This is a genomic window from Paenibacillus sp. FSL R7-0189 (genome assembly GCF_037969925.1).
GTDB classification, from domain to species: Bacteria; Bacillota; Bacilli; order Paenibacillales; family Paenibacillaceae; genus Paenibacillus_AQ; species Paenibacillus_AQ odorifer.
On sequence record NZ_CP150223.1, the window covers coordinates 3,072,944 to 3,099,887 of the forward strand.

33 protein-coding genes and 1 other annotated feature are annotated in these 26,944 nt (G+C 44.5%); all 33 genes read left to right on the forward strand.

The genetic code is table 11. The features are described 5' to 3' along the window. The first annotated feature begins 151 nt into the window (after positions 1 to 151). The 33 genes from sigH to rpsH all read left to right on the forward strand — a co-directional run bounded on the left by sigH (position 152) and on the right by rpsH (position 26,925). Complete coding sequence (gene sigH, locus MKY63_RS13195) at positions 152 to 796, forward strand: RNA polymerase sporulation sigma factor SigH (RefSeq protein ID WP_036680496.1); 645 nt, start codon at positions 152 to 154, stop codon at positions 794 to 796. Between the two features lie 391 nt (positions 797 to 1,187). Next, positions 1,188 to 1,337 carry a 50S ribosomal protein L33 gene (rpmG, locus tag MKY63_RS13200; protein ID WP_076099620.1) on the forward strand — a complete coding sequence of 50 codons (150 nt, stop codon included), beginning with the start codon at positions 1,188 to 1,190 and terminating at the stop codon, positions 1,335 to 1,337. A gap of 20 nt (positions 1,338 to 1,357) precedes the next feature. Beyond that, the gene (secE, locus tag MKY63_RS13205) at positions 1,358 to 1,549 is read left to right on the forward strand and encodes a preprotein translocase subunit SecE (RefSeq protein ID WP_036680497.1); all 192 of its coding nucleotides are present in this window, start codon (positions 1,358 to 1,360) and stop codon (positions 1,547 to 1,549) included. Between the two features lie 21 nt (positions 1,550 to 1,570). Continuing rightward, on the forward strand, positions 1,571 to 2,104 hold the full coding sequence (gene nusG / locus MKY63_RS13210) for a transcription termination/antitermination protein NusG (RefSeq protein ID WP_036680499.1): 534 nt from the start codon (positions 1,571 to 1,573) through the stop codon (positions 2,102 to 2,104). A 74-nt stretch (positions 2,105 to 2,178) separates the two neighbouring features. Beyond that, positions 2,179 to 2,604 carry a 50S ribosomal protein L11 gene (gene rplK, locus MKY63_RS13215; protein WP_036680502.1) on the forward strand — a complete coding sequence of 142 codons (426 nt, stop codon included), beginning with the start codon at positions 2,179 to 2,181 and terminating at the stop codon, positions 2,602 to 2,604. Between the two features lie 82 nt (positions 2,605 to 2,686). Further along, entirely contained in the window at positions 2,687 to 3,379 is a 693-nt protein-coding gene (rplA, locus tag MKY63_RS13220; protein WP_036680504.1) for a 50S ribosomal protein L1, read from the forward strand. A gap of 67 nt (positions 3,380 to 3,446) precedes the next feature. Next, positions 3,447 to 3,599 (forward strand) — a sequence feature (ribosomal protein L10 leader region). A gap of 64 nt (positions 3,600 to 3,663) precedes the next feature. Then, complete coding sequence (rplJ, locus tag MKY63_RS13225; protein ID WP_076099619.1) at positions 3,664 to 4,167, forward strand: 50S ribosomal protein L10; 504 nt, start codon at positions 3,664 to 3,666, stop codon at positions 4,165 to 4,167. A gap of 65 nt (positions 4,168 to 4,232) precedes the next feature. Continuing rightward, on the forward strand, positions 4,233 to 4,592 hold the full coding sequence (gene rplL, locus MKY63_RS13230) for a 50S ribosomal protein L7/L12 (protein ID WP_036680508.1): 360 nt from the start codon (positions 4,233 to 4,235) through the stop codon (positions 4,590 to 4,592). Between the two features lie 111 nt (positions 4,593 to 4,703). Continuing rightward, positions 4,704 to 5,303, forward strand: coding sequence for a class I SAM-dependent methyltransferase (locus tag MKY63_RS13235; RefSeq protein WP_038573463.1), 600 nt, complete (start codon positions 4,704 to 4,706; stop codon positions 5,301 to 5,303). 422 nt (positions 5,304 to 5,725) lie between these two features. Beyond that, positions 5,726 to 9,271 carry a DNA-directed RNA polymerase subunit beta gene (gene rpoB / locus MKY63_RS13240; RefSeq protein ID WP_038573461.1) on the forward strand — a complete coding sequence of 1,182 codons (3,546 nt, stop codon included), beginning with the start codon at positions 5,726 to 5,728 and terminating at the stop codon, positions 9,269 to 9,271. Positions 9,272 to 9,387: 116 nt separating this feature from the next. After that, positions 9,388 to 12,999, forward strand: coding sequence for a DNA-directed RNA polymerase subunit beta' (gene rpoC / locus MKY63_RS13245; protein ID WP_036680514.1), 3,612 nt, complete (start codon positions 9,388 to 9,390; stop codon positions 12,997 to 12,999). Positions 13,000 to 13,179: 180 nt separating this feature from the next. After that, complete coding sequence (locus MKY63_RS13250; RefSeq protein ID WP_038573459.1) at positions 13,180 to 13,431, forward strand: ribosomal L7Ae/L30e/S12e/Gadd45 family protein; 252 nt, start codon at positions 13,180 to 13,182, stop codon at positions 13,429 to 13,431. A gap of 133 nt (positions 13,432 to 13,564) precedes the next feature. Beyond that, on the forward strand, positions 13,565 to 13,984 hold the full coding sequence (gene rpsL / locus MKY63_RS13255; protein WP_036680518.1) for a 30S ribosomal protein S12: 420 nt from the start codon (positions 13,565 to 13,567) through the stop codon (positions 13,982 to 13,984). A 45-nt stretch (positions 13,985 to 14,029) separates the two neighbouring features. After that, the gene (gene rpsG / locus MKY63_RS13260; RefSeq protein WP_036680520.1) at positions 14,030 to 14,500 is read left to right on the forward strand and encodes a 30S ribosomal protein S7; all 471 of its coding nucleotides are present in this window, start codon (positions 14,030 to 14,032) and stop codon (positions 14,498 to 14,500) included. Between the two features lie 47 nt (positions 14,501 to 14,547). After that, positions 14,548 to 16,626 (forward strand): elongation factor G, encoded by a 2,079-nt coding sequence (gene fusA, locus MKY63_RS13265; RefSeq protein WP_036680521.1) that lies wholly within the window; start codon positions 14,548 to 14,550, stop codon positions 16,624 to 16,626. Between the two features lie 109 nt (positions 16,627 to 16,735). After that, the gene (tuf, locus tag MKY63_RS13270) at positions 16,736 to 17,926 is read left to right on the forward strand and encodes an elongation factor Tu (protein ID WP_036680523.1); all 1,191 of its coding nucleotides are present in this window, start codon (positions 16,736 to 16,738) and stop codon (positions 17,924 to 17,926) included. A 263-nt stretch (positions 17,927 to 18,189) separates the two neighbouring features. After that, positions 18,190 to 19,539, forward strand: a complete 1,350-nt coding sequence (locus MKY63_RS13275) for a globin-coupled sensor protein (RefSeq protein ID WP_076099617.1) — start codon at positions 18,190 to 18,192, stop codon at positions 19,537 to 19,539. A gap of 225 nt (positions 19,540 to 19,764) precedes the next feature. Next, positions 19,765 to 20,073 carry a 30S ribosomal protein S10 gene (rpsJ, locus tag MKY63_RS13280; RefSeq protein WP_017692074.1) on the forward strand — a complete coding sequence of 103 codons (309 nt, stop codon included), beginning with the start codon at positions 19,765 to 19,767 and terminating at the stop codon, positions 20,071 to 20,073. Positions 20,074 to 20,116: 43 nt separating this feature from the next. Next, positions 20,117 to 20,740 (forward strand): 50S ribosomal protein L3, encoded by a 624-nt coding sequence (gene rplC / locus MKY63_RS13285; protein ID WP_036680532.1) that lies wholly within the window; start codon positions 20,117 to 20,119, stop codon positions 20,738 to 20,740. A gap of 25 nt (positions 20,741 to 20,765) precedes the next feature. Continuing rightward, positions 20,766 to 21,389, forward strand: coding sequence for a 50S ribosomal protein L4 (gene rplD / locus MKY63_RS13290; RefSeq protein ID WP_036680536.1), 624 nt, complete (start codon positions 20,766 to 20,768; stop codon positions 21,387 to 21,389). Beyond that, positions 21,389 to 21,682 (forward strand): 50S ribosomal protein L23, encoded by a 294-nt coding sequence (rplW, locus tag MKY63_RS13295; protein ID WP_036680537.1) that lies wholly within the window; start codon positions 21,389 to 21,391, stop codon positions 21,680 to 21,682. The genes rplD and rplW overlap by 1 nt, the downstream gene beginning before the upstream one ends. A gap of 29 nt (positions 21,683 to 21,711) precedes the next feature. Continuing rightward, positions 21,712 to 22,542 carry a 50S ribosomal protein L2 gene (rplB, locus tag MKY63_RS13300; RefSeq protein WP_036680541.1) on the forward strand — a complete coding sequence of 277 codons (831 nt, stop codon included), beginning with the start codon at positions 21,712 to 21,714 and terminating at the stop codon, positions 22,540 to 22,542. 76 nt (positions 22,543 to 22,618) lie between these two features. Beyond that, the gene (gene rpsS, locus MKY63_RS13305) at positions 22,619 to 22,897 is read left to right on the forward strand and encodes a 30S ribosomal protein S19 (RefSeq protein ID WP_036652940.1); all 279 of its coding nucleotides are present in this window, start codon (positions 22,619 to 22,621) and stop codon (positions 22,895 to 22,897) included. 33 nt (positions 22,898 to 22,930) lie between these two features. After that, positions 22,931 to 23,263: a 50S ribosomal protein L22 gene (gene rplV, locus MKY63_RS13310; RefSeq protein ID WP_036680546.1), complete on the forward strand. Its 333-nt coding sequence runs from the start codon at positions 22,931 to 22,933 to the stop codon at positions 23,261 to 23,263. Between the two features lie 13 nt (positions 23,264 to 23,276). Then, positions 23,277 to 23,942: a 30S ribosomal protein S3 gene (gene rpsC / locus MKY63_RS13315; protein ID WP_038573452.1), complete on the forward strand. Its 666-nt coding sequence runs from the start codon at positions 23,277 to 23,279 to the stop codon at positions 23,940 to 23,942. Between the two features lie 2 nt (positions 23,943 to 23,944). Further along, entirely contained in the window at positions 23,945 to 24,379 is a 435-nt protein-coding gene (gene rplP / locus MKY63_RS13320; protein ID WP_036680552.1) for a 50S ribosomal protein L16, read from the forward strand. Further along, complete coding sequence (rpmC, locus tag MKY63_RS13325) at positions 24,369 to 24,566, forward strand: 50S ribosomal protein L29 (RefSeq protein WP_019908232.1); 198 nt, start codon at positions 24,369 to 24,371, stop codon at positions 24,564 to 24,566. The genes rplP and rpmC overlap by 11 nt, the downstream gene beginning before the upstream one ends. A 43-nt stretch (positions 24,567 to 24,609) precedes the next feature. Further along, positions 24,610 to 24,876: a 30S ribosomal protein S17 gene (rpsQ, locus tag MKY63_RS13330; RefSeq protein ID WP_036680554.1), complete on the forward strand. Its 267-nt coding sequence runs from the start codon at positions 24,610 to 24,612 to the stop codon at positions 24,874 to 24,876. 38 nt (positions 24,877 to 24,914) lie between these two features. Beyond that, complete coding sequence (gene rplN / locus MKY63_RS13335) at positions 24,915 to 25,283, forward strand: 50S ribosomal protein L14 (RefSeq protein WP_036680556.1); 369 nt, start codon at positions 24,915 to 24,917, stop codon at positions 25,281 to 25,283. Positions 25,284 to 25,331: 48 nt separating this feature from the next. After that, the gene (gene rplX, locus MKY63_RS13340) at positions 25,332 to 25,685 is read left to right on the forward strand and encodes a 50S ribosomal protein L24 (RefSeq protein ID WP_076099615.1); all 354 of its coding nucleotides are present in this window, start codon (positions 25,332 to 25,334) and stop codon (positions 25,683 to 25,685) included. Positions 25,686 to 25,716: 31 nt separating this feature from the next. Further along, the gene (gene rplE, locus MKY63_RS13345) at positions 25,717 to 26,259 is read left to right on the forward strand and encodes a 50S ribosomal protein L5 (protein WP_036680558.1); all 543 of its coding nucleotides are present in this window, start codon (positions 25,717 to 25,719) and stop codon (positions 26,257 to 26,259) included. 49 nt (positions 26,260 to 26,308) lie between these two features. After that, positions 26,309 to 26,494 carry a type Z 30S ribosomal protein S14 gene (locus MKY63_RS13350; protein WP_013312154.1) on the forward strand — a complete coding sequence of 62 codons (186 nt, stop codon included), beginning with the start codon at positions 26,309 to 26,311 and terminating at the stop codon, positions 26,492 to 26,494. Between the two features lie 32 nt (positions 26,495 to 26,526). Beyond that, entirely contained in the window at positions 26,527 to 26,925 is a 399-nt protein-coding gene (gene rpsH, locus MKY63_RS13355; RefSeq protein WP_036680560.1) for a 30S ribosomal protein S8, read from the forward strand. Positions 26,926 to 26,944 lie beyond the last annotated feature (19 nt).

Genomic DNA, 26,944 nt, shown 5'->3' on the forward strand with positions numbered 1-26,944 from the left:
GAAGAATCAGGAAATATTTTATTCCAATTTATGCTATTCTAGATTGATTTTGGACAAACTCCGGTTGACGGTGGAAGGTAACATAATATATACTGATCCTATATTTCGCGAAGTAACGATGTGTCTTGCGTTGCAGCCGGGGGGATTCTTGGTGAGTGTCGACCTCAAGGAAATAATGCTGTCTGAGTATGATTTCATAAGTGATGAAGATATTGTCGAGGCTTTCCGTGGTGGCGACAGTGGCGCATTAGAACACTTGATTAATAAATACCGTAACTTTGTACGTGCTAAAGCCCGCTCTTATTTCTTGATCGGGGCAGACCGTGAAGATATTGTACAAGAAGGAATGATTGGTCTATACAAGGCTATTCGTGACTTTAAAGGTGACAAGCTCTCTTCATTTAAGGCTTTTGCTGAGCTCTGCATTACACGACAGATTATAACGGCTATTAAGACGGCCACTCGTCAGAAACATATTCCGCTGAACTCTTATGTTTCCTTGGACAAGCCCATTTATGACGAAGATTCTGATAGAACACTTATGGATGTCATTTGTGGAACACAGGTTCTAGATCCAGAAGAGCTAATTATTAATCAAGAAGAATTCATTGGTCTTGAAGATAAGATGGCGGAGATTCTAAGTGACTTGGAGCGCAAGGTTCTGATGTTGTATTTAGACGGAAGATCCTATCAAGAGATTGCTGAAGATCTTAAGCGGCATGTGAAGTCTATTGATAACGCTCTACAACGAGTAAAAAGGAAATTAGAAAGATATCTAGAAGTACGTGACAATTGATGATATAATGAACAAGAGAGGGCTCGGACATCGAGTTCTTTTTTTTAGTCTTTTTGAAATCACTCGGATAGAATTAGGTGCTTGCACCATAAATTTCTATTTGAGCCGATTTTAGTCGTTGCCGTTGAAGGTAGGTTTATACACAGACGGAATACCCCATAATGGTAAGGAAGACAGCGAAGTGTGAGGAAGAGATAGACCCAAAGACAGGGTACGGCCATATGACTACTAAACCCGGAATTACCCAGTGCAGAACGGAATTCTTTCGTTGACACAGACCTTGACATTATGCTAAAGTGTTTTAGGTAGGCCTAAATTCGCGGCTTTTTTTTAGGATCAATATTTGCGTCTTCTAATGTGAATTAGAAGGACGTCTCGGGAGGTGCACATCATGCGGGTAATTATCACTTTGGCTTGTACAAGTTGCAAACAAAGAAACTATGCGACTACCAAAAACAAGCGAAATCACCCCGACCGCATGGAGATGAAGAAATTTTGCAAGTATTGTAACTCGCAAACTCCTCATCGCGAAACCAGATAGTCTGTGGAGGTGTAGTCGGCATGAAACGTAGTTTCAAGTCTATGTTTTCCTTTTTCACTGAGAGCTGGAGTGAACTCAAAAAGGTTCGCTGGCCAAGTCGTAAAGAATTGACCAACTATACATTGATCGTTCTCGGTACGATTGTAGTTGTCGCTATTTACTTCTGGGTTCTGGACATCGGTATTTCCGCTGTGATTGAAGCGATTATTTAGAGAGGTCCCAGGTGGCTTGATATGGAAAAAAGATGGTATGTCGTTCATACCTATTCTGGGTATGAGAATAAGGTCAAAGCCAATTTGGAAAAGCGCGTTGAGTCCATGGGCATGGAAGACAAAATATTCCGCGTTCTTGTTCCTATGGAAGAAGAAATCGTAAACAAAGACGGTAAGAAAAAAACCGTTATGCGTAAAGTTTACCCCGGATATGTTTTGGTGGAAATGGTTCAGACTGATGATTCCTGGTATGTTGTCCGCAATACTCCGGGCGTTACTGGATTTGTTGGTTCGACAGGCTCAGGGTCTAAACCAACAGCTTTGCTTCCGGAAGAGGTAGAACAAATTCTGAAGCATATGGGCATGGTTGAACCTAAAGCGAAGATTGATTTCGAAATCAAGGAATCCGTACGTATTATGGTTGGTCCGTTTGCGAATTTTGTGGGCTCCGTGGAAGAAATTTTGGCTGACAAGAGCAAGATCAAAGTGCATGTTAACATGTTTGGACGGGAAACCCCGCTAGAGTTGGATTTCACTCAAGTGGAGAAAATATAACATAAGCTAGGGTTTCTTGTGGGAGAGCGCTATTGGCGTTCGAAGACCACTATTTTTGCAAGGAGGTGTCACTCATGGCTAAAAAAGTTATTAAAATGGTGAAACTGCAGATTCCTGCAGGGAAAGCGAATCCAGCGCCTCCAGTAGGTCCGGCGTTAGGTCAAGCAGGTGTCAACATCATGGCATTCTGTAAGGAATTTAATGCTCGTACTGCCGACCAGGCTGGCTTGATCATTCCGGTTGAAATTACAGTATTTGAAGACCGTTCCTTTACTTTCATCACTAAAACTCCTCCGGCTGCTGTTCTGCTTCGCATCGCTGCTAAAGTAGAAAAAGGATCCGGCGAACCAAACAAGAAAAAAGTAGCAAAAATCGGCCGCGCTGCGGTACGTGAAATTGCTGAAACAAAAATGCCTGACCTTAACGCTGCAACTGTTGAAGCTGCAATGCGTATGGTTGAAGGTACTGCCCGCAGTATGGGTATCACAATCGAAGACTAGTAGTTTTCGAAGAATCGGTCATTCGTGACCCGCAAGTATGTGGGAGGAATTTCCGCTAACACCACAAAGGAGGAACATTTTCATGGCTAAACATGGTAAGAAATACCAAGAAGCTGCTAAGCTGATCAACAGCGAAGCAACTTACGAGCCTTCAGAAGCTGTAGAGCTTGTGAAAAAGGCAGCGACTGCTAAGTTCGACGAAACCGTTGAAGCAGCAGTTCGTCTGGGTGTAGACCCGCGTAAACAAGACCAAGCAGTTCGTGGTGTTGTTGTCCTGCCTCACGGCACTGGTAAAACACAACGCGTGCTTGTATTTGCAAAAGGTGAAAAAGCGAAAGAGGCAGAAGCTGCTGGCGCTGATTTTGTTGGTGATCAAGACATGATCAACAAAATTCAACAAGGCTGGTTTGAATTTGATGTCTGCGTAGCTACACCTGATATGATGAGTGAAGTCGGTAAACTGGGTCGTCTGCTTGGTGGTAAAGGTCTTATGCCTAACCCTAAAGCTGGCACAGTTACATTCGATGTTTCCAAGGCTGTGCAAGAAATCAAAGCCGGTAAAATCGAATACCGTCTCGACAAAGCAGGTCAAATTCACGCGCCAATCGGTAAAGTGTCCTTTGATGCTGCACAATTGAACGATAACCTTAAAGCTCTTATCGACGCTTTGAACCGTGCGAAACCAGCTGCTGCTAAAGGTGTATACCTTAAAGGCATCTCGATTTCTTCCACAATGGGACCTAGCGCTCGTGTGAACACAACCGTCTTCAGATAATTAAGGGTTGACTCTTTGAGTCAATTTTGATAATCTATAACAGTTGTGAAACTTAAGGTATCAATCTTAACCTTGAATATGCTTACCGTAGACAGTAGGTGCCTTAGTGCTTAATTTCCTACCGAGGTGTTGTGATAGAAACAAGAAGTAACGAGCTTGCTCGTATAACTTTCGTTTTATCAAGCCTTCGTGATTCTGCGGAGGCTTTTCTACTGCCTGCGTAGGAGCGGTGAAGCTTTCCTTGGAAAGAACGCCGACACATAAATTTTCAGGAGGTGTATACATTGGCAAATGCAAAAGTAATTCAAGCAAAACAAGACGCGGTTGACGTCGTTACTGCAAAACTGCAAAACAGTCTTTCGACTGTTGTAGCTGACTACCGTGGATTGAACGTTTCCCAAGTGACTGAACTGCGTAAGCAACTTCGTGAAGCTGGCGTTGAGTTTCAAGTCCTGAAGAACACATTGCTACGTCGCGCAACTGCTGCGGCTGAGTTGAGTGAATTGGATGAAGTTTTGACTGGTCCAACAGCTATCGCATTCAGCACAACTGATGCAGTAGCACCAGCTAAAATTTTGAACGATTTCGCCAAGAAAAACGACGCTTTGAAATTGAAAGGCGGCGTAGTTGAAGGTCGTGTCATTGACGCGGAACAACTGAAAGCACTGGCTGAGCTTCCATCCCGCGATGGTTTGCTGTCCATGCTGCTTAGCGTACTTCAAGCTCCAATGCGCAACTTCGCGCTTGCAGTTAAAGCTGTTGCTGAAAAAGAAGAACAAAGCGCGTAAGCCTTTGACTCTTGCAGCATAATCAATACCACAAATAAATTTAAATATAAAATGGAGGTTCAATCATGAGTAAAGAAGCAATCTTGGAAGCAATTAAAGGCATGAGCGTATTGGAACTGAACGACCTGGTTAAAGCAATTGAAGAAGAATTCGGCGTAACTGCAGCAGCTCCAGTAGCAGCTGGCGGTGCGGTAGCAGCAGTAGCTGAAGAGCAATCCGAATTTGACGTAATTTTGACAGGCGCTGGCGCTTCCAAAATCAACGTTATCAAAATCGTTCGCGAAATCACTGGTCTTGGCTTGAAAGAAGCTAAAGATCTTGTAGACAACGCACCAAAAGCAATCAAAGAAAAAGTAAGCAAAGACGAAGCCGAAGCTACTAAAGCAAAATTGGAAGAAGCAGGCGCAGCTGTAGAAGTGAAGTAATTCCTTCTATTACTGAAAACCCCTTGAACTTGTTCAAGGGGTTTGTTTTATAAATAGAGTTAGTAGGGCGTATATACCAACTGCTAACATAATAGGAAAGGGAGGAAAGAGATGTCGCAACATTATTATTCGCAGCAGCCGGAAGTACGTCATGACAGACGTAGCATTGATACCGTACTAAGAGGCAAAAGCTTTCGTTTTACGAGCGATGCTGGTGTATTCTCTAAAGGAGACATCGATTACGGTAGCCGAGTTCTTATTGAAGCTATGATAATTCCGGACGGTTCAGCGGTGCTTGATGTAGGTTGTGGTTATGGGCCGATTGGCATAAGTGCAGCATACCTAGCTCCCAAAGGACATGTGACCATGATTGATATTAACAGTCGTGCGGTAGAACTGGCGCGTGAGAATGCTCAGCACAATGGAATCCGGAATGTTACGATAATGGAAAGCGATGTGCTCGGCGCATTGAATGAGCAGCAGAAGTTCGATGTGATTCTAACTAATCCTCCGATTCGTGCAGGAAAAGCTGTAGTGCATAAGATTTTTGAAGATGCTTATGAACATTTAAATGAGGGTGGCTATCTGTGGATTGTAATTCAGAAGAAGCAGGGCGCTCCATCAGCAGTGGCAAAACTAGAAAGCTTGTTCTCAATGGTGGAAGAAGTGGGGAAAGACAAAGGCTATCGTATTATTAAAGCGCAAAAATAAAATACAATAGGTTATTGACATGTGATAGTGATAATGGTATTATTATAAAATGTCAGTATTAAGATAGGCTCCATGTCTTTAGTTTGCTGAAATGTCAAGCAATATATTGTCGCCCGGCTAGCGCATGCCGCACGGCAAGTTTTTGCGAGTTGGTTGTCTATGCTCTAACGCAGCGAATGCTACGTGGTAATAGATAATAGCGCATAAACTATTGCTTGGTGACGTATAATATGTACGTTTTGGGCAAATCTACTTGATAAGGAGTATTTTGGTCATGGATAAATGCGCTCTTTTTTCGAAGATTTCGATAAGGGCTTTTCTTTTATTTATGACTGAATCCTTGTAGTATGGTTCCATTATACGGTTCCAAACAAGGGTTCGCAATCAATTTTTAAGTGAGTAGACATGAGGGGTGAGTAAAGTTGGCAGGACATCTTGTTCAGTATGGTCGACGCACTCGGCGGAGCTATGCGAGAATTAACGAGGTACTCGAGGTCCCGAACCTGATCGAGATCCAACAAAAATCTTATGATTGGTTTTTGGAGGAAGGATTGCGGGAAATGTTTCAGGACATCTCGCCGATCCAGGATTTCACAGGTAATTTGGTACTAGAGTTCATTGATTACAGCCTGGGTGAACCGAAATATACGGTTGACGACGCTAAAGAGCGGGACGTAACGTATGCGGCTCCTCTGCGTGTAAAGGTGCGGCTCATTAATAAAGAGACCGGTGAGGTTAAAGAGCAGGAAGTGTTCATGGGAGATTTCCCGCTGATGACGGAGACCGGCACTTTTATTATTAATGGTGCGGAACGGGTTATTGTCAGCCAGTTGGTTCGCTCTCCAAGCGTCTATTTCAGCACAAAAGTGGATAAGAACGGCAAAAAAACCTACACCGCCACAGTAATCCCAAACCGCGGAGCCTGGTTGGAACTTGAAACCGACGCTAAGGACATTATGTATGTTCGTATCGATCGGACTCGTAAAATTCCTGTTACCGTACTTTTGCGTGCTCTCGGTTTCGGTAGTGATGCCGAAATTCTGGAATTGCTTGGCAATGATGAATATATTCGCAATACGCTGGATAAAGACAACACGGACTCCACGGAGAAGGCGCTTATTGAGATTTATGAGCGTTTGCGTCCGGGCGAACCGCCGACACTAGACAATGCCAAAAGTTTGCTGGTTGCGCGTTTCTTTGATCCAAAACGCTACGACCTAGCTAATGTAGGCCGTTACAAAATCAATAAAAAGCTACACATTAAGAACCGTCTTTTCAATCAACGTCTTGCTCAGCCTTTGGTTGACGACTCTACTGGAGAAATCCTGGCAGAATCCGGCCAAATGGTCGATCGTAGACTACTTGATGAATTGATTCCGTATTTCGAAAAGAATGTTGCCTTTAAAAACTACCGTGTTACTGGCGGAGTTATGGACAGCGAAGATATTCCTCTTCAAACAATTGACGTGTTCTCGCCAATTGAAGAAGGCCGGGTTATTAAGCTGATTGCTAACGGCAACATCGACAAATCTGTTAAGCATATTACTCAAGCTGATATTATATCCTCAATCAGCTACTTTATTAATTTGCTTCACGGAATTGGCAATACCGATGATATTGACCACTTGGGTAACCGTCGTCTGCGTTCTGTAGGTGAACTCTTGCAGAATCAGTTCCGTATCGGTTTGTCCCGTATGGAGCGTGTTGTTCGCGAAAGAATGTCAATTCAGGATGCTAATGCGATTACGCCACAGGCTCTGATCAACATTCGTCCGGTCATCGCGTCCATTAAAGAGTTCTTCGGTAGTTCCCAGCTGTCTCAATTTATGGATCAGACGAACCCGCTTGCGGAACTTACGCATAAACGTCGTCTGTCCGCACTCGGACCTGGTGGTTTGACACGTGAACGCGCGGGCTTTGAAGTTCGTGACGTCCATCACAGTCACTACGGTCGGATGTGTCCAATTGAAACGCCGGAAGGTCCAAACATCGGGTTGATCAACTCCTTGTCCACCTTTGCCCGCATCAATGAATACGGCTTTATTGAAGCTCCGTATCGTTGGGTGGATCCGAAGACTGGTAAGGTGACTGAGCAAATTGACTATCTGACTGCTGATGAGGAAGATAATTATGTAGTTGCTCAGGCTAACGTGTTGATCGAAGAAGATGGCACCTTTAAAGAAGACATGGTAATCGTTCGTTACAACAAAGACTCAGACAACATTACAACGATGCCAAGTAATCGTGTCGATTACATGGACGTTTCGCCTAAACAGGTTGTATCTGTCGCTACGGCGCTCATTCCGTTCCTTGAGAACGATGACTCCAACCGCGCACTGATGGGATCTAACATGCAACGTCAAGCCGTTCCGCTTCTAATTCCAAAAGCTCCGCTGGTCGGAACAGGGATGGAACATAAATCCGCTAAGGATTCTGGCGTATGTATCGTTTCCAAGTATGACGGTATTATCGAACGTTCTTCAGCTAATGAAATTTGGCTGCGTCGCGTTGAGACTGTCGAAGGCAAGGAAGTTAAAGGCGATATCGTTAAATATAAATTACACAAATTTATGCGTTCTAACCAAGGTACCTGTATTAACCAACGTCCTCTAGCTAAAAGAGGGGACATTGTTAAGAAGGGTGATATCCTGGCAGACGGTCCTTCCACAGAAATGGGCGAACTTGCTCTTGGCCGTAACGTAGTCGTTGCGTTCATGACTTGGGAAGGTTACAACTATGAGGATGCGATCCTGTTAAGTGAAAAGCTGGTTAAGGAAGATGTATATACTTCGATTCATATCGAAGAATACGAATCTGAAGCTCGCGATACTAAACTGGGACCTGAAGAAATTACGCGCGATATTCCGAACGTCGGCGAAGAAGCTCTGCGCAATCTTGATGAGCGCGGAATCATCCGCATCGGTGCGGAAATCAGCGCTGGTGACATTCTGGTTGGTAAGGTTACTCCTAAGGGTGTGACTGAACTGACAGCAGAAGAACGTCTCCTGCACGCTATCTTTGGTGAGAAAGCTCGTGAAGTACGGGATACCTCTTTACGCGTTCCTCATGGTAGTGATGGTATTATCGTGGACGTTAAAGTCTTTACACGTGAGAACGGCGATGAGCTGCCTCCTGGTGTAAATCAATTAGTTCGTGTCTACATCGCTCAGAAACGTAAGATTTCTGAGGGTGACAAGATGGCCGGACGTCACGGTAACAAGGGTGTCGTTGCCCGTATCCTGCCAGAAGAAGATATGCCGTTCCTTCCGGACGGTACGCCAGTACAGGTTGTTCTTAACCCTCTGGGCGTTCCTTCTCGTATGAACATCGGACAGGTGCTTGAGGTCCATATTGGTATGGCCGCATTGCGTCTGGGAATTCACATTGCAACGCCGGTATTTGACGGAGCGCGTGAGTACGACGTGTTTGATACGATGGAAGAAGCAGGTATGCAGCGTAATGGTAAGACTGTACTGTATGATGGCCGTACAGGTGAACGCTTCGAACGTGAAGTTACTGTTGGTGTCATGCACATGATCAAACTGGCGCACATGGTTGATGATAAGATTCACGCCCGTTCAACAGGACCTTACTCACTAGTTACGCAGCAACCATTGGGTGGTAAAGCTCAATTTGGTGGACAGCGTTTCGGGGAGATGGAAGTGTGGGCGCTTGAAGCTTACGGTGCTGCATATACATTGCAAGAAATTTTGACCGTGAAATCCGATGACGTGGTTGGTCGCGTGAAGACGTACGAATCCATTGTCAAAGGTGAAAATGTACCGGAACCAGGTGTTCCTGAGTCGTTCAAGGTATTGATCAAAGAACTGCAGTCCCTGGGTATGGATGTTAAGATTCTTAGCGGTGACGAGCAGGAAATTGAAATGAGAGAATTGGACGATGAGGACGAGACGTCAGGCGACAAACTAAGCCTCAATTTAGAAGGTTCAGAAGTCGGAGTAGAATAATCAAGCTGGAGCTTAAAAGTTCCATTTTATAAAGGACCGCACGCCCTCTTTTGATGTAACAGTCAGGAGAGGGCAAAGCGGTACTAAATCAGGATTAGGTTAAGGAGGGTTGCTCCTTGTTGGACGTTAACAATTTTGAATTTATGAAAATCGGACTCGCTTCTCCGGAGAAGATTCGTTCATGGTCCCGCGGAGAAGTTAAGAAACCGGAAACCATTAACTATCGTACATTGAAACCGGAAAAAGAGGGTCTTTTCTGTGAGCGTATCTTTGGACCACAAAAAGACTGGGAATGTCATTGCGGTAAATACAAACGTGTCCGTTATAAGGGCGTAGTCTGCGACCGTTGTGGCGTTGAGGTTACCCGTGCTAAAGTTCGTCGTGAACGTATGGGTCACATTGAATTGGCTGCTCCGGTATCTCATATCTGGTATTTCAAAGGTATCCCAAGCCGCATGGGGCTTGCACTAGATATGTCTCCAAGATCACTTGAAGAAATTATCTATTTCGCATCTTATGTTGTAACGGATCCAGGTGAAACTCCACTGGAAAAGAAACAACTTCTGTCCGAGAAAGAATATCGTAGCTACCGTGAAAAATACGGTTACGGGTTCCAAGCCGGCATGGGTGCTGAAGCTGTTAAAAAGCTTCTTCAAGATATCGACATCGATAAAGAGCTGGAATTCCTCAAAGAAGAACTGCGTACGGCCCAAGGCCAACGCCGTAACCGGGCGATCAAACGTCTGGAAGTCATTGAAGCATTCCGTAACTCCGGCAACAAGCCTGATTGGATGATCATGGATGTTCTTCCGGTTATTCCTCCGGAGCTTCGTCCGATGGTTCAGTTGGATGGTGGCCGTTTTGCTACGTCCGATTTGAATGATCTCTATCGCCGTGTTATTAACCGGAACAACCGTCTGAAAAGACTGCTTGATCTCGGTGCTCCTGACATTATCGTGCAGAACGAGAAACGGATGCTCCAGGAAGCTGTCGATGCTCTCATCGATAACGGCCGTCGGGGACGTCCGGTAACCGGTCCTGGTAACCGTCCGCTTAAATCGCTCAGCCATATGCTGAAAGGTAAACAAGGACGTTTCCGCCAGAACTTGCTCGGTAAACGGGTTGACTACTCTGGACGTTCCGTTATCGTTGTAGGACCGTACCTCAAGATGTATCAGTGCGGACTTCCTAAGAAAATGGCGCTAGAATTGTTCAAGCCTTTTGTTATGAAAGAATTGGTTAATAAGGGCCTTGCCCACAACATAAAGAGCGCGAAACGTAAAGTTGAACGCGTAAGTCCTGAAGTTTGGGATGTACTCGAAGAAGTAATTAGAGAACACCCAGTGCTTCTAAACCGCGCACCAACACTTCACCGTCTCGGTATTCAAGCATTTGAACCGATTTTGGTGGAAGGTCATGCTATTCGTCTTCACCCACTCGTATGTACGGCGTACAATGCCGACTTTGACGGTGACCAAATGGCGGTGCACGTTCCTCTGTCTGCAGAAGCTCAAGCGGAAGCACGCATTCTCATGCTTGCATCTGGTAATATCTTGAACCCTAAAGACGGTAAGCCAGTTGTAACACCTTCCCAGGATATGGTCCTTGGTACTTTCTACTTGACCATGGATAACAAGGAAGAAAAGGGTAGTGGTATGATTCTGCGTACCGTTAACGAAGCTGTATCAGCTTACCAACGCGGAACTGCAGGACTTCATGCTCGTGTTGCTATTCCGGCTAAAGCACTTGGCAAAACATGCTTTACGGAAGAACAACAAAATGCAATGTTGATTACTACGATCGGTAAGATCATCTTTAATGAAATCTACCCAAGTAGTTTCCCTTATATCAACGAAGCAACCAAAACCAACTTGCTGCACGGCACACCAGAGAAATACTTTATCTACGAAAAAGGCGCGAACATTCGCGAGCTGATTGAATCCGCTCCAGAAGCCAGTGCTGTAGGTAAAGAATATCTGGGTCTGATAATTGCTCGTTGTTTTGAAACTTATCACACAACCAAAACTTCTATGATTTTGGATAAAATTAAACAGCTCGGATTCACTTACTCCACACGTTCTGGTGTTACAGTTGCCGTGTCGGACGTTATTGTTCCTGAGGAAAAGGTTACCATCCTGAAAGAGTCTGAAGCTAAGGTTGATGTGGTTGCTAACCAATATCGCCGTGGTTTGATCACCAATGACGAACGGTATGACCGTGTTATTGAGATCTGGTCGAAGACTAAGGATGATCTTACGAACATCCTGCTTAAGTCGATGGACCGTTTCAACTCTATCATGCTCATGGTTGACTCTAAAGCGCGTGGTAACAAATCGCAGATCACTCAGCTGGGTGGTATGCGTGGTCTGATGGCAACACCTTCAGGTCGGATTTTCGAATTGCCAATCAAGGCGAACTTCCGTGAAGGTCTTACCGTCTTGGAGTACTTTATCTCCACTCACGGAGCGCGTAAAGGTCTTGCCGATACCGCACTTCGTACCGCTGACTCAGGGTATCTGACACGTCGTCTTGTTGACGTTGCCCAGGACGTTATTGTCCGTGAAGAAGATTGTGGAACCGATAAAGGCTTCACAGTTAGTCGTATTCAGGATGGTAAAGAGGTTATCGAGGATCTGTATGACCGTATTGAAGGTCGTTACTGCTTCGAAACTGTTCGTCACCCAGAAACAGGCGAAATCATTGTTCACCGCAATGATTTGATTGACTCCGATAAAGCGGAGGCAATTGTAAACGCAGGTGTAACTAAGCTGCAAATTCGTTCTGTACTGAGCTGCCGTGCCCGTCATGGTGTTTGTAAGAAATGTTACGGACGTAACTTGGCAACTGGTAAACACGTTGAGATTGGTGAAGCAGTTGGTATTATTGCCGCACAATCTATCGGTGAACCAGGAACCCAGCTTACAATGCGTACGTTCCATACCGGCGGTGTTGCCGGTGATGACATCACTCAAGGTTTGCCGCGTATTCAGGAGTTGTTTGAAGCTCGTAACCCTAAAGGTCAAGCTACAATCAGTGAGATCGATGGCGTAATCAAGGAAATCCGTGAAACCAAAGACCGTCGCGAAATCGAGGTTCAAGGTGAAGCAGAATCCAAGACTTATTCCATAACTTATGGTTCACGTCTACGTGTTAGCGAAGGCCAAGAAATCGAAGCCGGCGATGAGCTGACAGACGGTTCGATTGACCCTAAAGAAATGCTGCGTATCAAAGGGATCCGTGGGGTACAAAACTACATTCTGCAAGAAGTACAGCGTGTATACCGTAACCAAGGCGTTGAGATCAATGATAAGCACATTGAAGTTATGATCAAGCAAATGCTTCGGAAGATCCGTATTATTGACGCAGGTGACACAAGTCTGTTGCCAGGTGCATTTGCGGATATTCATGAGTACGAAGGTGCTAACAAGGAAGCTATCTTGTCTGGTAAAGAGCCTGCTGTTGCTAAACCAGTCTTGCTCGGTATTACCAAGGCGTCTCTTGAAACTGATTCCTTCTTGTCAGCTGCATCATTCCAAGAAACTACTCGTGTCCTAACAGACGCTGCTATCAAAGGTAAAGTAGATAAGTTGCTTGGACTTAAAGAAAATGTTATTATCGGTAAGTTGATTCCTGCAGGTACTGGGATGAACCGTTACCGTAACGTTAAGCTAAGTGATCCAAATGCAGAAAGCGAACTTGAATCATTAGAGACGGTTCCTGCTGAATAAATTAGCAATCATGGTAGTGTGCTCATGTCATACCTACTCATAGGTGTGGCATGAGTGTTCTGCTGTGTATAATTTCTATAAAAATTGTTGCTGAATTTCTTGACACCATCTATTGATAATGCTAAAATGTCTAAGGTGCGTGAGTAGCCATGTTATCCTTGTTCATTGGAGGTAAAGAGAATGACTGATGATAGAGGACTACAGGATGCTCAGGTCAAGATCGGTACCAAACAAACCGTCAAGGCGGTAGAGTTGGGCCTAGCCGCAGAAGTCTATGTGGCAGAGGACGGAGATCAAAGGCTTACTTCCAGGATAGTTTTGCTTTGTAACAAACAAGGTGTTAAGATCACATATGTGGATACGATGCTGAATTTGGGCAAGGCCTGCGGAATAGAAGTTGGCGCTGCGATGGCAGCCGTCTTAAAACAATAGCTACAGAAATGTTTTTGTACTGGGGTGAACACCAGCGGCAAGAACTTTTCATTTGTCTTTTTATGAACCGCCTGGGTCTGTGGGCTTAGAGTTCTTAAATCGACTATCATTTCAGGAAGGGGGTGGCAACAACATGCCAACAATTAACCAATTGGTTCGTAAAGGCCGTCAAGCCAAAATCGAAAAATCTAAATCTCCCGCTCTTCAAAAAGGGTATAACGCCCTCAAGCGTGAGGCTACAAATTTGAGCGCTCCGCAAAAACGCGGTGTGTGCACTCGTGTAGGCACAATGACTCCACGTAAACCAAACTCAGCGCTTCGTAAATATGCCCGTGTTCGTTTGACGAACCGTCTCGAGGTAACAGCTTATATCCCGGGTATCGGACATAACTTACAAGAGCACAGTGTTGTATTACTTCGCGGAGGTAAAGTAAAGGACCTTGCAGGGGTTCGTTACCATATCGTTCGTGGTGCTTTGGATACAGCAGGTGTAGCTAACCGGATGCAAGCTCGTTCTAAATACGGTGCAAAACGTCCTAAAGCTAAGAAGTAAGATAACAATATCTGAATAATAAACATTTAAGAAAGGGGGATATCCATGCCACGCAAAGGTCCAGTTACAAAGAGAGACGTATTGCCAGATCCGTTGTATAATAGCAAGTTGGTTACTCGTTTGATTAACCGCATTATGCTGGGTGGTAAAAGAGGTGTCGCTCAAAGCATTCTGTACAATTCATTCAAATTGATTGAAGAACGTACGGGTAAAGATCCGATGGAAGTTTTCGAAGCTGCCATCAAGAATATCATGCCGGTTTTGGAAGTCAAAGCTCGTCGTGTCGGTGGTGCTAACTATCAAGTACCTATCGAGGTTAAACCGGAGAGACGTACTGCTCTGGGATTACGTTGGCTCGTAAACTACTCTCGCAACCGCGGTGAGAAGACTATGGAAGAGCGTTTGGCGGCTGAGATCATCGACGCTTCCAACAACACAGGCGCTTCTGTTAAGAAACGTGAAGATACACACAAAATGGCTGAAGCAAACAAAGCGTTCGCTCACTACCGTTGGTAGGATAAAGGTCATTCAAATAACTTATATTTTGAAGGGAGATCCATTTCATGGCTAGAGAGTTCTCCTTAAAAAATACACGTAACATCGGGATCATGGCGCATATTGATGCTGGTAAAACAACTACCACAGAGCGGATTCTTTTCTATACAGGCCGTACGCACAAAATCGGTGAAGTTCACGAGGGTGCTGCTACAATGGACTGGATGGAGCAAGAACAAGAGCGCGGAATCACGATTACGTCCGCTGCTACGACTGCTGCGTGGAAAGGTCACCGCATCAATATCATTGATACCCCAGGACACGTTGACTTCACTGTTGAAGTTGAACGTTCCCTGCGTGTATTGGATGGGGCAGTTGGTGTATTTAGTGCAAAAGAGGGCGTTGAGCCTCAGTCTGAAACCGTATGGAGACAGGCTGACCGTTATAACGTTCCCCGGATTGCATATGTAAACAAAATGGACATTATCGGTGCGGATTTCCTTAACGTAATCGAAACTATGCGTGATCGCCTTCAAGCCAATGCAGTTGCTATTCAATTGCCAATTGGTGCAGAAAGTGATTTCACTGGTATTATCGACCTAGTTGAGCAAAAAGCACACATGTTCAGAGATGATCTGGGCCAAAACATCGAAGTAACGGATATTCCGGAAGAATATTTGGCCAAAGTTGAGGAGCTGCGTCTCGAGTTGATCGAGAAAGTTGCTGAACTTGATGAGGATCTGACTATGAAGTATTTGGAAGGCGAAGAAATTACAATTCCGGAAATTAAAGCTGCAATTCGCAAAGGCGTAGTTGAAGTTAAATTGTTCCCTGTAATTGCTGGATCTTCCTACCGAAACAAAGGGATTCAGCTTATGCTGGATGCTGTTGTTGATTACTTGCCATCTCCTCTTGACGTTCCAGCTATTACTGGACATCTTGATGACGGTACAGAAGCTGTTCGTCACTCTTCGGATGAAGAGCCGTTTGCAGCTTTGGCATTTAAAATCATGACAGACCCTTATGTTGGTAAACTTACGTTCTTCCGTGTTTACTCAGGCGTACTTGAGTCCGGATCATACGTAGTTAATGCAACTAAGAACAAGCGTGAACGTATTGGTCGTATCCTTCAAATGCATGCGAACAGCCGTCAAGAAATTTCCATCGTGTATTCTGGCGACATCGCAGCTGCTGTTGGTTTGAAAGATACCAGTACAGGTGATACACTGTGTGATGAGAAGAATCCAGTAATTCTGGAATCAATGAACTTCCCTGATCCAGTTATCGAGATCGCTGTTGAACCAAAAACTAAAGCTGACCAAGATAAAATGGGTGTTGCTCTCGGAAAGTTGACTGAAGAGGATCCAACTCTTCGTGCTCACACTGATGAAGAAACAGGCCAAACAATCCTGGCTGGTATGGGTGAACTTCACTTGGACATCATCATCGACCGTATGCGTCGTGAGTTCAAAGTAGAAACCAATGTGGGTAAACCACAGGTTGCTTACCGCGAAACGTTCAAGGCACCTGCTCGCGTCGAAGGTAAATTTGTACGCCAATCTGGTGGTCGTGGTCAATACGGTCACGTATGGGTTGAATTTGAACCCCTCGAACCAGGTACTGGTAGCAAATTCGAAAGTAAAGTTGTGGGTGGCTCGGTTCCTAGAGAGTACATCGCTCCTGCACTTGCGGGTATTGAAGAACAAATGAAAAACGGCGTACTTGCTGGCTTCCCGCTAGTAGACGTTAAAGCTACCATCGTAGATGGTTCTTATCATGATGTCGATTCCAACGAAATGGCATTTAAAATTGCCGGTTCGATGGCACTCAAAGCAGCTAAAGACAAGTGTAAGCCTGTCCTGCTTGAGCCAATCATGAAAGTAGAAGTAACTGTTCCTGAGGAATATATGGGTGATGTAATGGGTATGCTGAACTCCCGCCGTGGCCGTATCGAAGGTATGGATTCCCGTGGTGGAGCGCAAATTATCCGTGCTAAGGTGCCTCTTTCCGAAATGTTCGGATACTCTACAACACTTCGTTCTGGTACACAAGGACGTGGCGTATTCTCAATGGAGCTTTCTCACTATGAAGAAGTTCCTAAATCCATTGCGGAAGAGATCGCTGCAAAGAACAAAGGCGCTGAATAATTACCAGTTTTAACTTGCCGTCCCGGGTATAAACACTCAGTCATCTAAGATTACACGTATGCGGGCGGCTCAAATATAAGGAACCCCACATTAAGGAGGAACTGTTCAAATGGCAAAGGCAAAGTTTGAACGTAACAAACCGCACGTTAACATCGGTACTATTGGTCACGTCGACCATGGTAAAACGACTCTGACTGCTGCAATCACTACTGTATTGTCCAAAACTTACGGTGGCGCAGCTATCGCATTCGATCAAATCGACAAAGCTCCTGAAGAGCGCGAACGTGGTATCACAATCTCCACTTCCCACGTTGAATATGAAACTCCTAACCGTCACTACGCTCACGTAGACTGCCCTGGTCACGCCGACTATGTTAAAAACATGATCACTGGCGCAGCGCAAATGGACGGAGCTATCCTGGTTGTATCCGCAGCTGATGGCCCAATGCCACAAACTCGCGAGCACATCCTGTTGTCCCGTCAAGTAGGCGTTCCTTACATCGTTGTCTTCTTGAACAAATGCGACATGGTTGAAGACGAAGAGTTGTTGGAATTGGTTGAAATGGAAGTTCGCGACTTGCTTAGCGAGTATGACTTCCCAGGCGACGATACTCCAATCATCCGTGGTTCTGCTCGTGAAGCTCTGCAAAACCCAGATGGCGATTACGCTAAAAAAATCATCGAAATGTTTGAAACAATCGATGAGTACATTCCACTTCCTGAGCGTCAAACTGACAAGCCTTTCTTGATGCCTGTCGAAGACGTATTCTCCATCACTGGCCGCGGTACTGTGGCAACTGGTCGCGTAGAACGCGGAACAGTTAAAGTCGGAGAAGAAATCGAAATCGTTGGTATTCATGAAGATACTAAGAAATCCGTAGTTACGGGCGTAGAAATGTTCCGTAAATTGCTGGATTCCGCTCAAGCTGGGGACAACATCGGAGCATTGCTTCGTGGTGTTGACCGTAACATGATCGAGCGTGGCCAAGTATTGGCTAAGCCGAACTCCGTTAAACCACACACTGAGTTCACTGCTCAAATTTACGTTCTGACAAAAGAAGAAGGTGGCCGTCACAAGCCTTTCTTCACTGGATACCGTCCACAGTTCTACTTCCGTACAACTGACGTAACTGGTATCATCAACTTGCCAGAAGGTACTGAAATGGTTATGCCTGGTGATAACATCTCCGTAACCGTACAACTGATCTCCCCAATCGCTATTGAAGAAGGTACTAAATTCTCCATTCGCGAAGGTGGCCGTACAGTTGGTGCTGGTAGCGTAGCTTCTATCCAAAAATAATAATTCGACTTCTATCTGCGGGTAGATTCCGAATTACAAACACCCCTGATTCTTCTTGCGGAGAATCAGGGGCTTTTTTTTATTTTTTTTTTGAGAAAGATTTATTATTCGACACCAATTGATAATAAAGCATAACAATATGATCTTTTTCTACATAATTCGTCAAATTACAACAATCGATTGTTTACAATTATACTAATCTTAGAGTAAAATGAAGGAGGTATAATAATGTAAAATAATAGGAGTTGTGGGAGGGTGTTAATATGGGGAAATGTCCTTTTTCCTTCATGCATGCGTTAACTGCACGTAATAATAATGTGGATTCTCCTGCCTCTCGTTCCTTAGACTTCAAGGATCAGAATCATGCTGTTGCGGAGTCTTTTCATAAACTGGAAGGACATGGCGAACTTAACGAGCAGATGAGGATGATTGATCTGACTGAAGCAGATCTGAACTTACTACGCAGGGTGAAACCTGTTGTTGAGCAGAATATAGACTATATCATTGATCAATTTTACAATTCTGTATTAGGTGTAAATAAACTCGAAGCTATTATTTTGGAACATAGCAGTATAGATAGGTTAAAAACTACTCTGCGTGGTCATATCCTAGAGATTTTTAATGGAAAGGTTGACGATGAGTACATAGCAAAGCGTCTAATGATCGCTAATATTCATAAAAGAGTAGGACTTGAGCCTAAATGGTACTTATCTGCTTTTCAGAATCTTCAGAACGTATTTATACGCGTTATATATAATGAAACAAACGATGACAATATACGCCTTCGAGTGGTTCAGACGGTGACTAAACTGCTTAATCTCGAGCAGCAATTGGTGCTAGAAGAATATGAGAAGGAGAATATAAGAGAGAAGGAGGAGCAATATTTATTAGTGAAAAATGAATTGAAACAAAAAATTTCAGAGTTTAGCGTTGAACTGATAGATTATAGCATCGATACTAATGCTGCTGTGAAGCAGCTAGTGGCAAGCAGCAATGAAGTAAGTAGAACATTCCAACGTACGGCTTCATCCGCTCTGGAGTCACAGGGATTAGCTGCAGATGGGCATGAACACTTGGACGATTTGACTGAGCAAATTAATCTCATATATCAGACCACCAGTGAGATGGAAGACTCGATCATTGAGTTAAGCGATTCCTCTAAACAAATTCAAAAAATTGTGAACTCAGTAAGGGAAATTGCTGATCAGACTAAAATCCTCTCACTTAATGCAACGATTGAAGCCGCAAGAGCTGGTGAGCATGGTAGAGGGTTTAGTGTGGTTGCTCAAGAAGTTAGCCGGCTTGCGGAGGATACTAAGAATACTGTGATTCAGATCGTAGAGCTAACAAATAAATCAGGACTCCTCACTCAGCAGGTTGTAGAAGAGATTCGTAAGGTGCAGGACTTAACTAAGAATGGGAAACACCAATCGGTCGAGACTAGTCTTATGTTCTCTGATATTGTAGACGCTATGCGTAGCAGTACACAGGAGATTGTAATAGTGGAAGAAGAAATAAGAACCTTAATCCAAACCATTGAGGGGATCGGAACTGCAACGGCTCAGACTGCTTCCTCCGCAGAGATTTTTAAGTCTGCGACAGAGAATCTTTAACATATATATAGTAGAAGAACAGCGCATGAAAAAAATATGCGTTGTTTTTCTATTTTCGCTTGCAATACTGCTGCCTATTATATATAATAATAAATGTTGTTCTGAGACGTTGCGATGATGTGAGAGGTTACTGACACACCCGGCCCCTTTGCCATGGGGACGAGGTCAGAAAATTTTCACGGAGTATGTCCGATACCAAATTGGGCGATAGAAGGAGGGACTAAAATGGCAAAGCAAAAAATTCGTATTCGCTTGAAAGCATACGACCACAGAATTCTTGATCAATCCGCTGAGAAGATTGTTGAAACAGCAAAACGTTCGGGTGCAGGTGTGTCCGGGCCGATTCCGTTACCAACTGAGAAGCAAATCATTACTATTCTCCGTGCGGTACACAAGTACAAGGATTCCCGTGAACAGTTTGAACAACGGACTCACAAACGTTTGATCGATATTGTGAACCCAACACCACAAACTGTGGATGCCTTGATGCGCTTGGATCTACCGTCCGGTGTAGATATCGAAATCAAATTGTAATTTTATTTTTAAGTAACTTAGGAAAAGAAAAGAGGTGTCAACATTGAAAGGTATCTTAGGAAAAAAACTCGGTATGACTCAAGTGTTTACTCCAGAAGGTAACGTAATTCCTGTTACTGTTATCGAAGCAGGACCTTGTGTAGTACTGCAAAAGAAAGACCTGAATATCGACGGATATGAAGCAGTGCAATTGGGCTTTTCTGATAAAAAAGAAAAACGCTCCAATAAGCCTGAACAGGGTCACGCCAAAAAGGCAAATGCAACACCTAAGCGCTACGTTCGTGAAATTCGCGGTGTTGATCTCGGGTCTCTCGAGGTTGGACAAGAACTGAAGGCTGATATCTTTGCTGAGGGCGAATTTGTTGACGTAACTGGTACATCTAAAGGTAAAGGTTTCCAAGGTAACATCAAACGTTGGGGACAAAGCCGCGGACCAATGGCACACGGATCGCGTTACCACAGAAGACCGGGTTCCATGGGTTCTATCCAAGCTAACCGTGTTCCTAAGGGCAAACGCCTTCCAGGACATATGGGTCACACGACTATTACGGTTCAAAAGCTTGAAATTATCAAGGTTGATGTTGAACGTAACGTATTGCTGGTTAAAGGCGCTATCCCAGGTCCTAAAAACAGCTTCGTGAAAGTTAAACAAACCGTTAAGAAATAATTATTGAAGAAAGGAGGAACATGAAATGCCAAAAGTAACACTTTTTAATATTAGTGGCAACGAAGTTGGTGAAGTGGAACTGAGCGATACAGTATTCGGTATTGAACCGAATGAGCACGTTCTACATGAAGCTGCGCTTATGCAAAGAGCTTCCCTACGTCGTGGTACACACAAAGTAAAAGGACGTTCTGAAGTTCGTGGCGGTGGACGTAAACCTTGGAAACAAAAAGGTACAGGTCGCGCTCGTCAAGGCTCCATTCGTTCTCCACAATGGAAAGGCGGCGGCGTTGTCTTCGGACCAACACCACGTAGCTATTCCTGGAAACTGCCTAAGAAGGTTCGTCGTTTGGCGATCAAATCCGCTTTGTCCTCGAAAGTACTCGAGAATGACATTATCGTATTGGATAGCTTGACAATGAATGCTCCGAAAACGAAAGAATTCGCAGCAATCTTGAACAATCTGAAAGTAGATCGTAAAGCGTTGATCGTAGCTACTAGCTATGATGATAACGTAGCACTTTCCGCTCGTAACATCCCTGGGGTGAAATTCGTAGCGGCTGACGGCATTAATGTTCTTGACGTACTGACGTACGACAAACTGATCATCACTAAAGAAGCAGTTCTGAAGGTAGAGGAGGTGTTCGCGTAATGAAAGATCCTCGTGATATTATCAAACGTCCGGTGATTACGGAACGTACTTCCGACTACATGAGCGAAATGAAATACGCTTTTGAAGTGGATATCCGTGCTAACAAAACCGAAATCAAAAAAGCTGTCGAGGCTATTTTCAAAGTAAAAGTAACAAATGTGAACACAATGCGCGTACCTGGCAAACTGAAACGTTATGGTAAATATTCTGGTTACACTCCAGAGTGGAAAAAAGCCATCGTTAAGCTTAGCCCGGACAGCAAACCGCTTGAATTTTTTGAAGCGGTAGAATAATACTCTGTTGAAGTAAGGAGGGAACTACAGTGCCAATCAAAAAGTACAAACCGACCTCTCCGGCAAGACGCGCTATGTCCGTGTCTACGTTTGAAGAAATTACAACAAACCAGCCAGAGAAATCGTTGCTTTCTCCGCTGTTCAAACATGCGGGACGCAACAACCAAGGTAAAATTACGGTTCGTCACCATGGCGGCGGACATAAACGTAAATACCGTATTATCGACTTCAAGCGGACTAAAGACGGCATACCAGGTAGCGTTGCTACAATCGAGTATGACCCGAACCGCACATCTAATATTGCTTTGATCCACTATGCTGATGGAGAGAAACGTTATATCATCGCTCCTAAAGGTCTAAGAGTTGGGGATAAAGTAGAGTCCGGTCCTGCGGCCGACATCAAAATTGGTAACAGTCTTCCACTGGAAAACATTCCAGTAGGTACAGTTATCCACAACATTGAGTTGAAACCAGGTAAAGGCGGACAATTGGTTCGTGCAGCTGGTACAGAAGCTCAATTGCTTGGTAAAGAAGAAAAATACTGTTCCGTTCGTTTGTCATCCGGTGAGGTTCGTAAGATCCTTAGCGTATGCCGTGCAACTATCGGTTCCGTAGGTAACGAAGATCACGAATTGATCAAAATCGGTAAAGCTGGACGTAGTCGCTGGCTCGGCCGTCGTCCTGAAGTTCGCGGGGTAGTAATGAACCCTAACGATCACCCACACGGTGGTGGTGAAGGTCGCGCTCCAATCGGACGTAAATCGCCAATGTCTCCATGGGGCAAACCAACCCTTGGTTACAAAACGCGTAAGAAAAACAAGGCATCTGATAAATATATCGTTCGCCGCCGCACTAAATAAGACGCTTCTGGCAAGTTAATAAAGCGCGAAGCGTCGATTCGCGGTTTGAAGAACCGGATGAAGGGAGGATTCACACATGGGTCGCAGTTTAAAGAAGGGGCCGTTTATCGATGGCTACCTGCTTAAAAAAGTTGAGGAACTGAACGAGGCTGAAAAAAAGGTTGTAGTTAAAACTTGGTCCCGTCGCTCAACCATTTTCCCTCAGTTTATCGGACATACGTTTGGTGTATATGACGGCCGTAAACACGTGCCTGTATACGTAACAGAAGATATGGTAGGTCACAAGTTGGGCGAGTTCGCGCCAACACGTACTTACAAAGGCCACGCGGGTGACGATAAGAAAACAAGAAGATAATAATAAGGTCTCTGTTTGAAAGGAGGTTAAACAATGGAAGCAAAAGCACATGCAAGATCGGTGCGAATTTCCGCTCGTAAAGCGAAACTGGTTGTTGACTTGATTCGCGGTAAGCAAGTGGGGGAAGCAATTGCTATTCTTCGCCACACTCCGAAATCCGCTTCTCCGGTCGTTGAAAAGTTGCTTAATTCGGCAATTGCGAATGCTGAGCATAACTATTCTTTGGACGTGAACAGTTTGTTCGTTAGCGAGGTTTTCGTTAACCAAGGACCTACTATGAAACGTTTCCGTCCGCGCGCCATGGGCCGCGCAAGTCGGATCAATAAACGCACGAGCCACATTACACTGGTGGTATCTGAGAAATAAGGAGGGATAACACGTGGGTCAAAAGGTAAATCCAATCGGACTCCGAATCGGTATTATTCGCGATTGGGAATCTAAATGGTATGCAGGAAAAGATTTCGGTACTCTTCTGATGGAAGACGTCAAAATCCGGGAATACCTTAAAGGCAAATTGAAGGATTCCGCTGTTTCCCATATCGAGATCGAAAGAGCGGCTAGCCGCGTGAACGTTACAATTCATACAGCTAAACCAGGTATGGTTATTGGTAAAGGCGGAGCAGAAGTAGAAGTACTTCGCAGCGCAGTTACAGCAATCGCTGGTGGCAAAAAAGTACACATCAACATCAATGAAATCAAGCACCCTGAATTGGATGCAATTCTTGTAGCTGAGAGCATTGCTCAACAATTGGAACGTCGTGTATCGTTCCGTCGTGCCCTCAAACAAGCGATTCAAAGAACTATGCGTTCTGGCGCAAAAGGGATTAAAACTCAAGTGGGCGGACGTCTTGGCGGAGCTGAGATTGCTCGTTCAGAAGGTTATAGCGAAGGAACAGTTCCACTTCATACGCTTCGTGCCGATATCGATTACGGAACGGCTGAAGCACATACAACTTACGGTCTTATCGGCGTAAAAGTATGGATCTACCGTGGAGAAGTTCTTCCCCCAGCTAAGAAACAAGCTGCTCAGGAAGGAGGCAACTAATCATGTTGGTACCAAAACGCGTAAAACACCGCAAGCAACAACGCGGACACATGAAGGGTATGGCAAAAGGCGGTACTGAATTGAACTTCGGCGAATTCGGCCTGGTTGCACTTGAACCGTCTTGGATCACTAACCGTCAGATCGAAGCTGCTCGTATCGCGATGACACGTTATATCAAACGTGGCGGTCAAGTTTGGATCAAGATTTTCCCAGATAAACCTATTACTCAAAAGCCTCTCGAGGTTCGTATGGGTAGTGGTAAAGGTAACGTTGAGAAATGGGTAGCCGTAGTTAAACCGGGCAAGATTATGTTCGAACTCGGAGGCGTGTCGGAAGAAATCGCTCGTGAAGCGATGCGTCTTGCCGCTCACAAGCTGCCTGTAAAGACTAAGTTTGTGAAACGTGAAGAATTGGGTGGTGAAGCAAATGAAAGCTAATGAACTTCGCAACTTAACCACTGCTGAGATTGAACAAAAGATCGCTGGATTCAAAGAGGAACTTTTTAATCTCCGTTTTCAATTGGCAACTGGCCAATTGGACAACCCAACTCGGATTCGTGACGTGCGTAAGGAAATAGCTCGTGCTAAAACCGTGATCCATCAAAGAGTGCTTGGGATTAGTTAAGTGAGACGGATCGCAGATCCGTATTCAGGAAGGAGGCTAACTAATGAGTGAAGAACGTAATGCACGTAAAGTGCTAATCGGTAAAGTGGTCAGTGATAAAATGGATAAAACCATCGTAGTTGCTGTTGAAACCTATAAAAAACACAATTTGTACCACAAACGCATCAAGTCTACGAAGAAATTCAAAGCACATGATGAGGGAAATGTTGCAAAGATTGGCGATACCGTAAAACTCATGGAAACTCGTCCGTTGTCTAAGGACAAACGTTGGAGACTAGTTGAAGTGGTAGAAGCAGCGGTTATCATCTAAGATAATCAAGAGAGTTTTTCCGGAAGGAGGAAATTATAATGATTCAACCATTTACACGTTTGCATGTGGCTGACAACTCTGGTGCGAAGGAACTGATGTGTATCCGCGTACTGGGTGGTACTGGACGCCGTACAGCAGCAATCGGTGATTTGATCGTTTGTTCCGTAAAACAAGCAACACCAGGCGGCGTTGTCAAAAAAGGTGATGTTGTTAGAGCGGTAGTTGTTCGTACGAAACGTTCCGTTCGTCGTAAAGATGGATCTTACATCGCATTCGACGAAAACGCAGCTGTTGTTGTTAAAGACGACAGAAGCCCTCGTGGAACACGTATCTTTGGACCAGTTGCTCGCGAACTTCGCGATAAAGACTACATGAAGATCGTTTCCTTGGCACCGGAAGTTATCTAATAAACACGGCACCAATAAGTTGAAGGTTAGTTATAGGAGGTGTAATAAATGCCTAGAGTGAAAAAAGTTCTGGAATCCCATAACAATAAACTGCACGTGAAGAAAGATGACGTGGTGCTTGTGATTAGTGGTAAAGACAAAGGCAAAAAAGGCCGTGTCATCGCTGCTTATCCTCGTGAAAACCGCGTTCTGGTAGAAGGCGTCAATATGGTGAAAAAACACCAAAAGCCGAACCAGCTGAATCCACAGGGTGGAATTATTGAGCAGGAAGCTTCGATTCATGTGTCCAACGTAATGCACATCGATCCGAAGACCGGCAAAGTAACCCGTATCGGTTACAAAGTTTTGGACAATGGTAAAAAAGTTCGGATTGCTAAAAGATCCGGAGAGATTATCGACTAATCTAGCCCTTAAGAAAGGAGGTTAAATCTTCATGGCAGCAAGAATGAAAGAACGTTTTCTTAACGAAATTACACCTGCTTTGATGCAGAAGTTTAACTATACAACTGTTATGCAAGTGCCTAAGATCGAGAAGGTTGTCATCAACATGGGTGTGGGTGACGCTGTTCAAAACTCCAAAGTACTTGATGCTGCAGTTAATGACATGCAGTTGATCGCTGGTCAAAAACCAGTAATCACTAAAGCTAAAAAATCCATCGCTGGTTTCAAACTACGCGAAAATATGCCGATTGGGGTTAAAGTAACACTGCGCGGAGAGCGTATGTATTACTTCTTGGACAAATTGTTCAACGTAACACTTCCACGTGTACGTGACTTCCGTGGTGTTTCCACTAAAGCCTTTGATGGCCGTGGTAACTACACACTTGGTCTTAAAGAACAATTGATCTTCCCCGAGATCGAATATGACAAAGTGGATAAAGTCCGCGGTATGGACATCGTTATTGTAACGACTGCTAAGACGGACGAGGAATCCCGCGAGCTGCTGGGTCAGCTGGGAATGCCTTTCGCAAAATAAAGTCGGTTAATCCATTTTCTCCGAAAATGTTTAGGAGGTGTCAGGCTAAGTGGCAAAAACTTCGATGAAAGTTAAACAACAACGTACGCCTAAGTTTAAAGTACGTGCATATACACGTTGCGAACGTTGTGGTCGTCCACATTCGGTACTGCAAAAGTTCAAAATTTGCAGAATTTGTTTCCGTGAATTAGCTTATAAAGGCCAGATCCCTGGCGTGAAAAAAGCAAGTTGGTAAGAAGTTTATAAACGGGAAGGAGGTTTACACACATGACTATGTCTGATCCTATTGCAGATATGCTTACTCGTATTCGTAACGCTAACATTGTGCGTCACGAGACGGTAGAAATGCCTGCTTCTACTATGAAGAAACAAATCGCTGACATTTTGAAGCGTGAAGGTTTCATCCGCGATGCGGAATTCGTTGAAGATAGCAAACAAGGGATTATCCGTATCTTCTTGAAATACGGCCCTAACCAAGAGCGTGTTATTTCTGGTTTGAAAAGAATCAGTAAACCAGGCCTTCGCGTATACACGAAGAGCAATGAAGTGCCTCGTGTACTCGGTGGTCTAGGAATCGCGATTATCTCCACATCTAAGGGAGTTATGACCGACAAAGAAGCTCGTCAATCAAAATCTGGCGGAGAAGTTGTCTGCTACATTTGGTAATAAACGTCACAAGATAAGG

What these genes read in the sequence shown, in the direction of transcription:
- rpmG (WP_076099620.1), top strand. Translation starts at nt 1,188, where the DNA reads ATGCGGGTAATTATCACTTTGGCTTGTACAAGTTGCAAACAAAGAAAC.
- secE (WP_036680497.1), top strand. Translation starts at nt 1,358, where the DNA reads ATGAAACGTAGTTTCAAGTCTATGTTTTCCTTTTTCACTGAGAGCTGG.
- nusG (WP_036680499.1), top strand. Translation starts at nt 1,571, where the DNA reads ATGGAAAAAAGATGGTATGTCGTTCATACCTATTCTGGGTATGAGAAT.
- rplK (WP_036680502.1), top strand. Translation starts at nt 2,179, where the DNA reads ATGGCTAAAAAAGTTATTAAAATGGTGAAACTGCAGATTCCTGCAGGG.
- rplA (WP_036680504.1), top strand. Translation starts at nt 2,687, where the DNA reads ATGGCTAAACATGGTAAGAAATACCAAGAAGCTGCTAAGCTGATCAAC.
- rplL (WP_036680508.1), top strand. Translation starts at nt 4,233, where the DNA reads ATGAGTAAAGAAGCAATCTTGGAAGCAATTAAAGGCATGAGCGTATTG.
- MKY63_RS13235 (WP_038573463.1), top strand. Translation starts at nt 4,704, where the DNA reads ATGTCGCAACATTATTATTCGCAGCAGCCGGAAGTACGTCATGACAGA.
- MKY63_RS13250 (WP_038573459.1), top strand. Translation starts at nt 13,180, where the DNA reads ATGACTGATGATAGAGGACTACAGGATGCTCAGGTCAAGATCGGTACC.
- rpsL (WP_036680518.1), top strand. Translation starts at nt 13,565, where the DNA reads ATGCCAACAATTAACCAATTGGTTCGTAAAGGCCGTCAAGCCAAAATC.
- rpsG (WP_036680520.1), top strand. Translation starts at nt 14,030, where the DNA reads ATGCCACGCAAAGGTCCAGTTACAAAGAGAGACGTATTGCCAGATCCG.
- fusA (WP_036680521.1), top strand. Translation starts at nt 14,548, where the DNA reads ATGGCTAGAGAGTTCTCCTTAAAAAATACACGTAACATCGGGATCATG.
- tuf (WP_036680523.1), top strand. Translation starts at nt 16,736, where the DNA reads ATGGCAAAGGCAAAGTTTGAACGTAACAAACCGCACGTTAACATCGGT.
- MKY63_RS13275 (WP_076099617.1), top strand. Translation starts at nt 18,190, where the DNA reads ATGGGGAAATGTCCTTTTTCCTTCATGCATGCGTTAACTGCACGTAAT.
- rpsJ (WP_017692074.1), top strand. Translation starts at nt 19,765, where the DNA reads ATGGCAAAGCAAAAAATTCGTATTCGCTTGAAAGCATACGACCACAGA.
- rplD (WP_036680536.1), top strand. Translation starts at nt 20,766, where the DNA reads ATGCCAAAAGTAACACTTTTTAATATTAGTGGCAACGAAGTTGGTGAA.
- rplW (WP_036680537.1), top strand. Translation starts at nt 21,389, where the DNA reads ATGAAAGATCCTCGTGATATTATCAAACGTCCGGTGATTACGGAACGT.
- rpsS (WP_036652940.1), top strand. Translation starts at nt 22,619, where the DNA reads ATGGGTCGCAGTTTAAAGAAGGGGCCGTTTATCGATGGCTACCTGCTT.
- rplV (WP_036680546.1), top strand. Translation starts at nt 22,931, where the DNA reads ATGGAAGCAAAAGCACATGCAAGATCGGTGCGAATTTCCGCTCGTAAA.
- rplP (WP_036680552.1), top strand. Translation starts at nt 23,945, where the DNA reads ATGTTGGTACCAAAACGCGTAAAACACCGCAAGCAACAACGCGGACAC.
- rpmC (WP_019908232.1), top strand. Translation starts at nt 24,369, where the DNA reads ATGAAAGCTAATGAACTTCGCAACTTAACCACTGCTGAGATTGAACAA.
- rpsQ (WP_036680554.1), top strand. Translation starts at nt 24,610, where the DNA reads ATGAGTGAAGAACGTAATGCACGTAAAGTGCTAATCGGTAAAGTGGTC.
- rplN (WP_036680556.1), top strand. Translation starts at nt 24,915, where the DNA reads ATGATTCAACCATTTACACGTTTGCATGTGGCTGACAACTCTGGTGCG.
- rplX (WP_076099615.1), top strand. Translation starts at nt 25,332, where the DNA reads ATGCCTAGAGTGAAAAAAGTTCTGGAATCCCATAACAATAAACTGCAC.
- rplE (WP_036680558.1), top strand. Translation starts at nt 25,717, where the DNA reads ATGGCAGCAAGAATGAAAGAACGTTTTCTTAACGAAATTACACCTGCT.
- rpsH (WP_036680560.1), top strand. Translation starts at nt 26,527, where the DNA reads ATGACTATGTCTGATCCTATTGCAGATATGCTTACTCGTATTCGTAAC.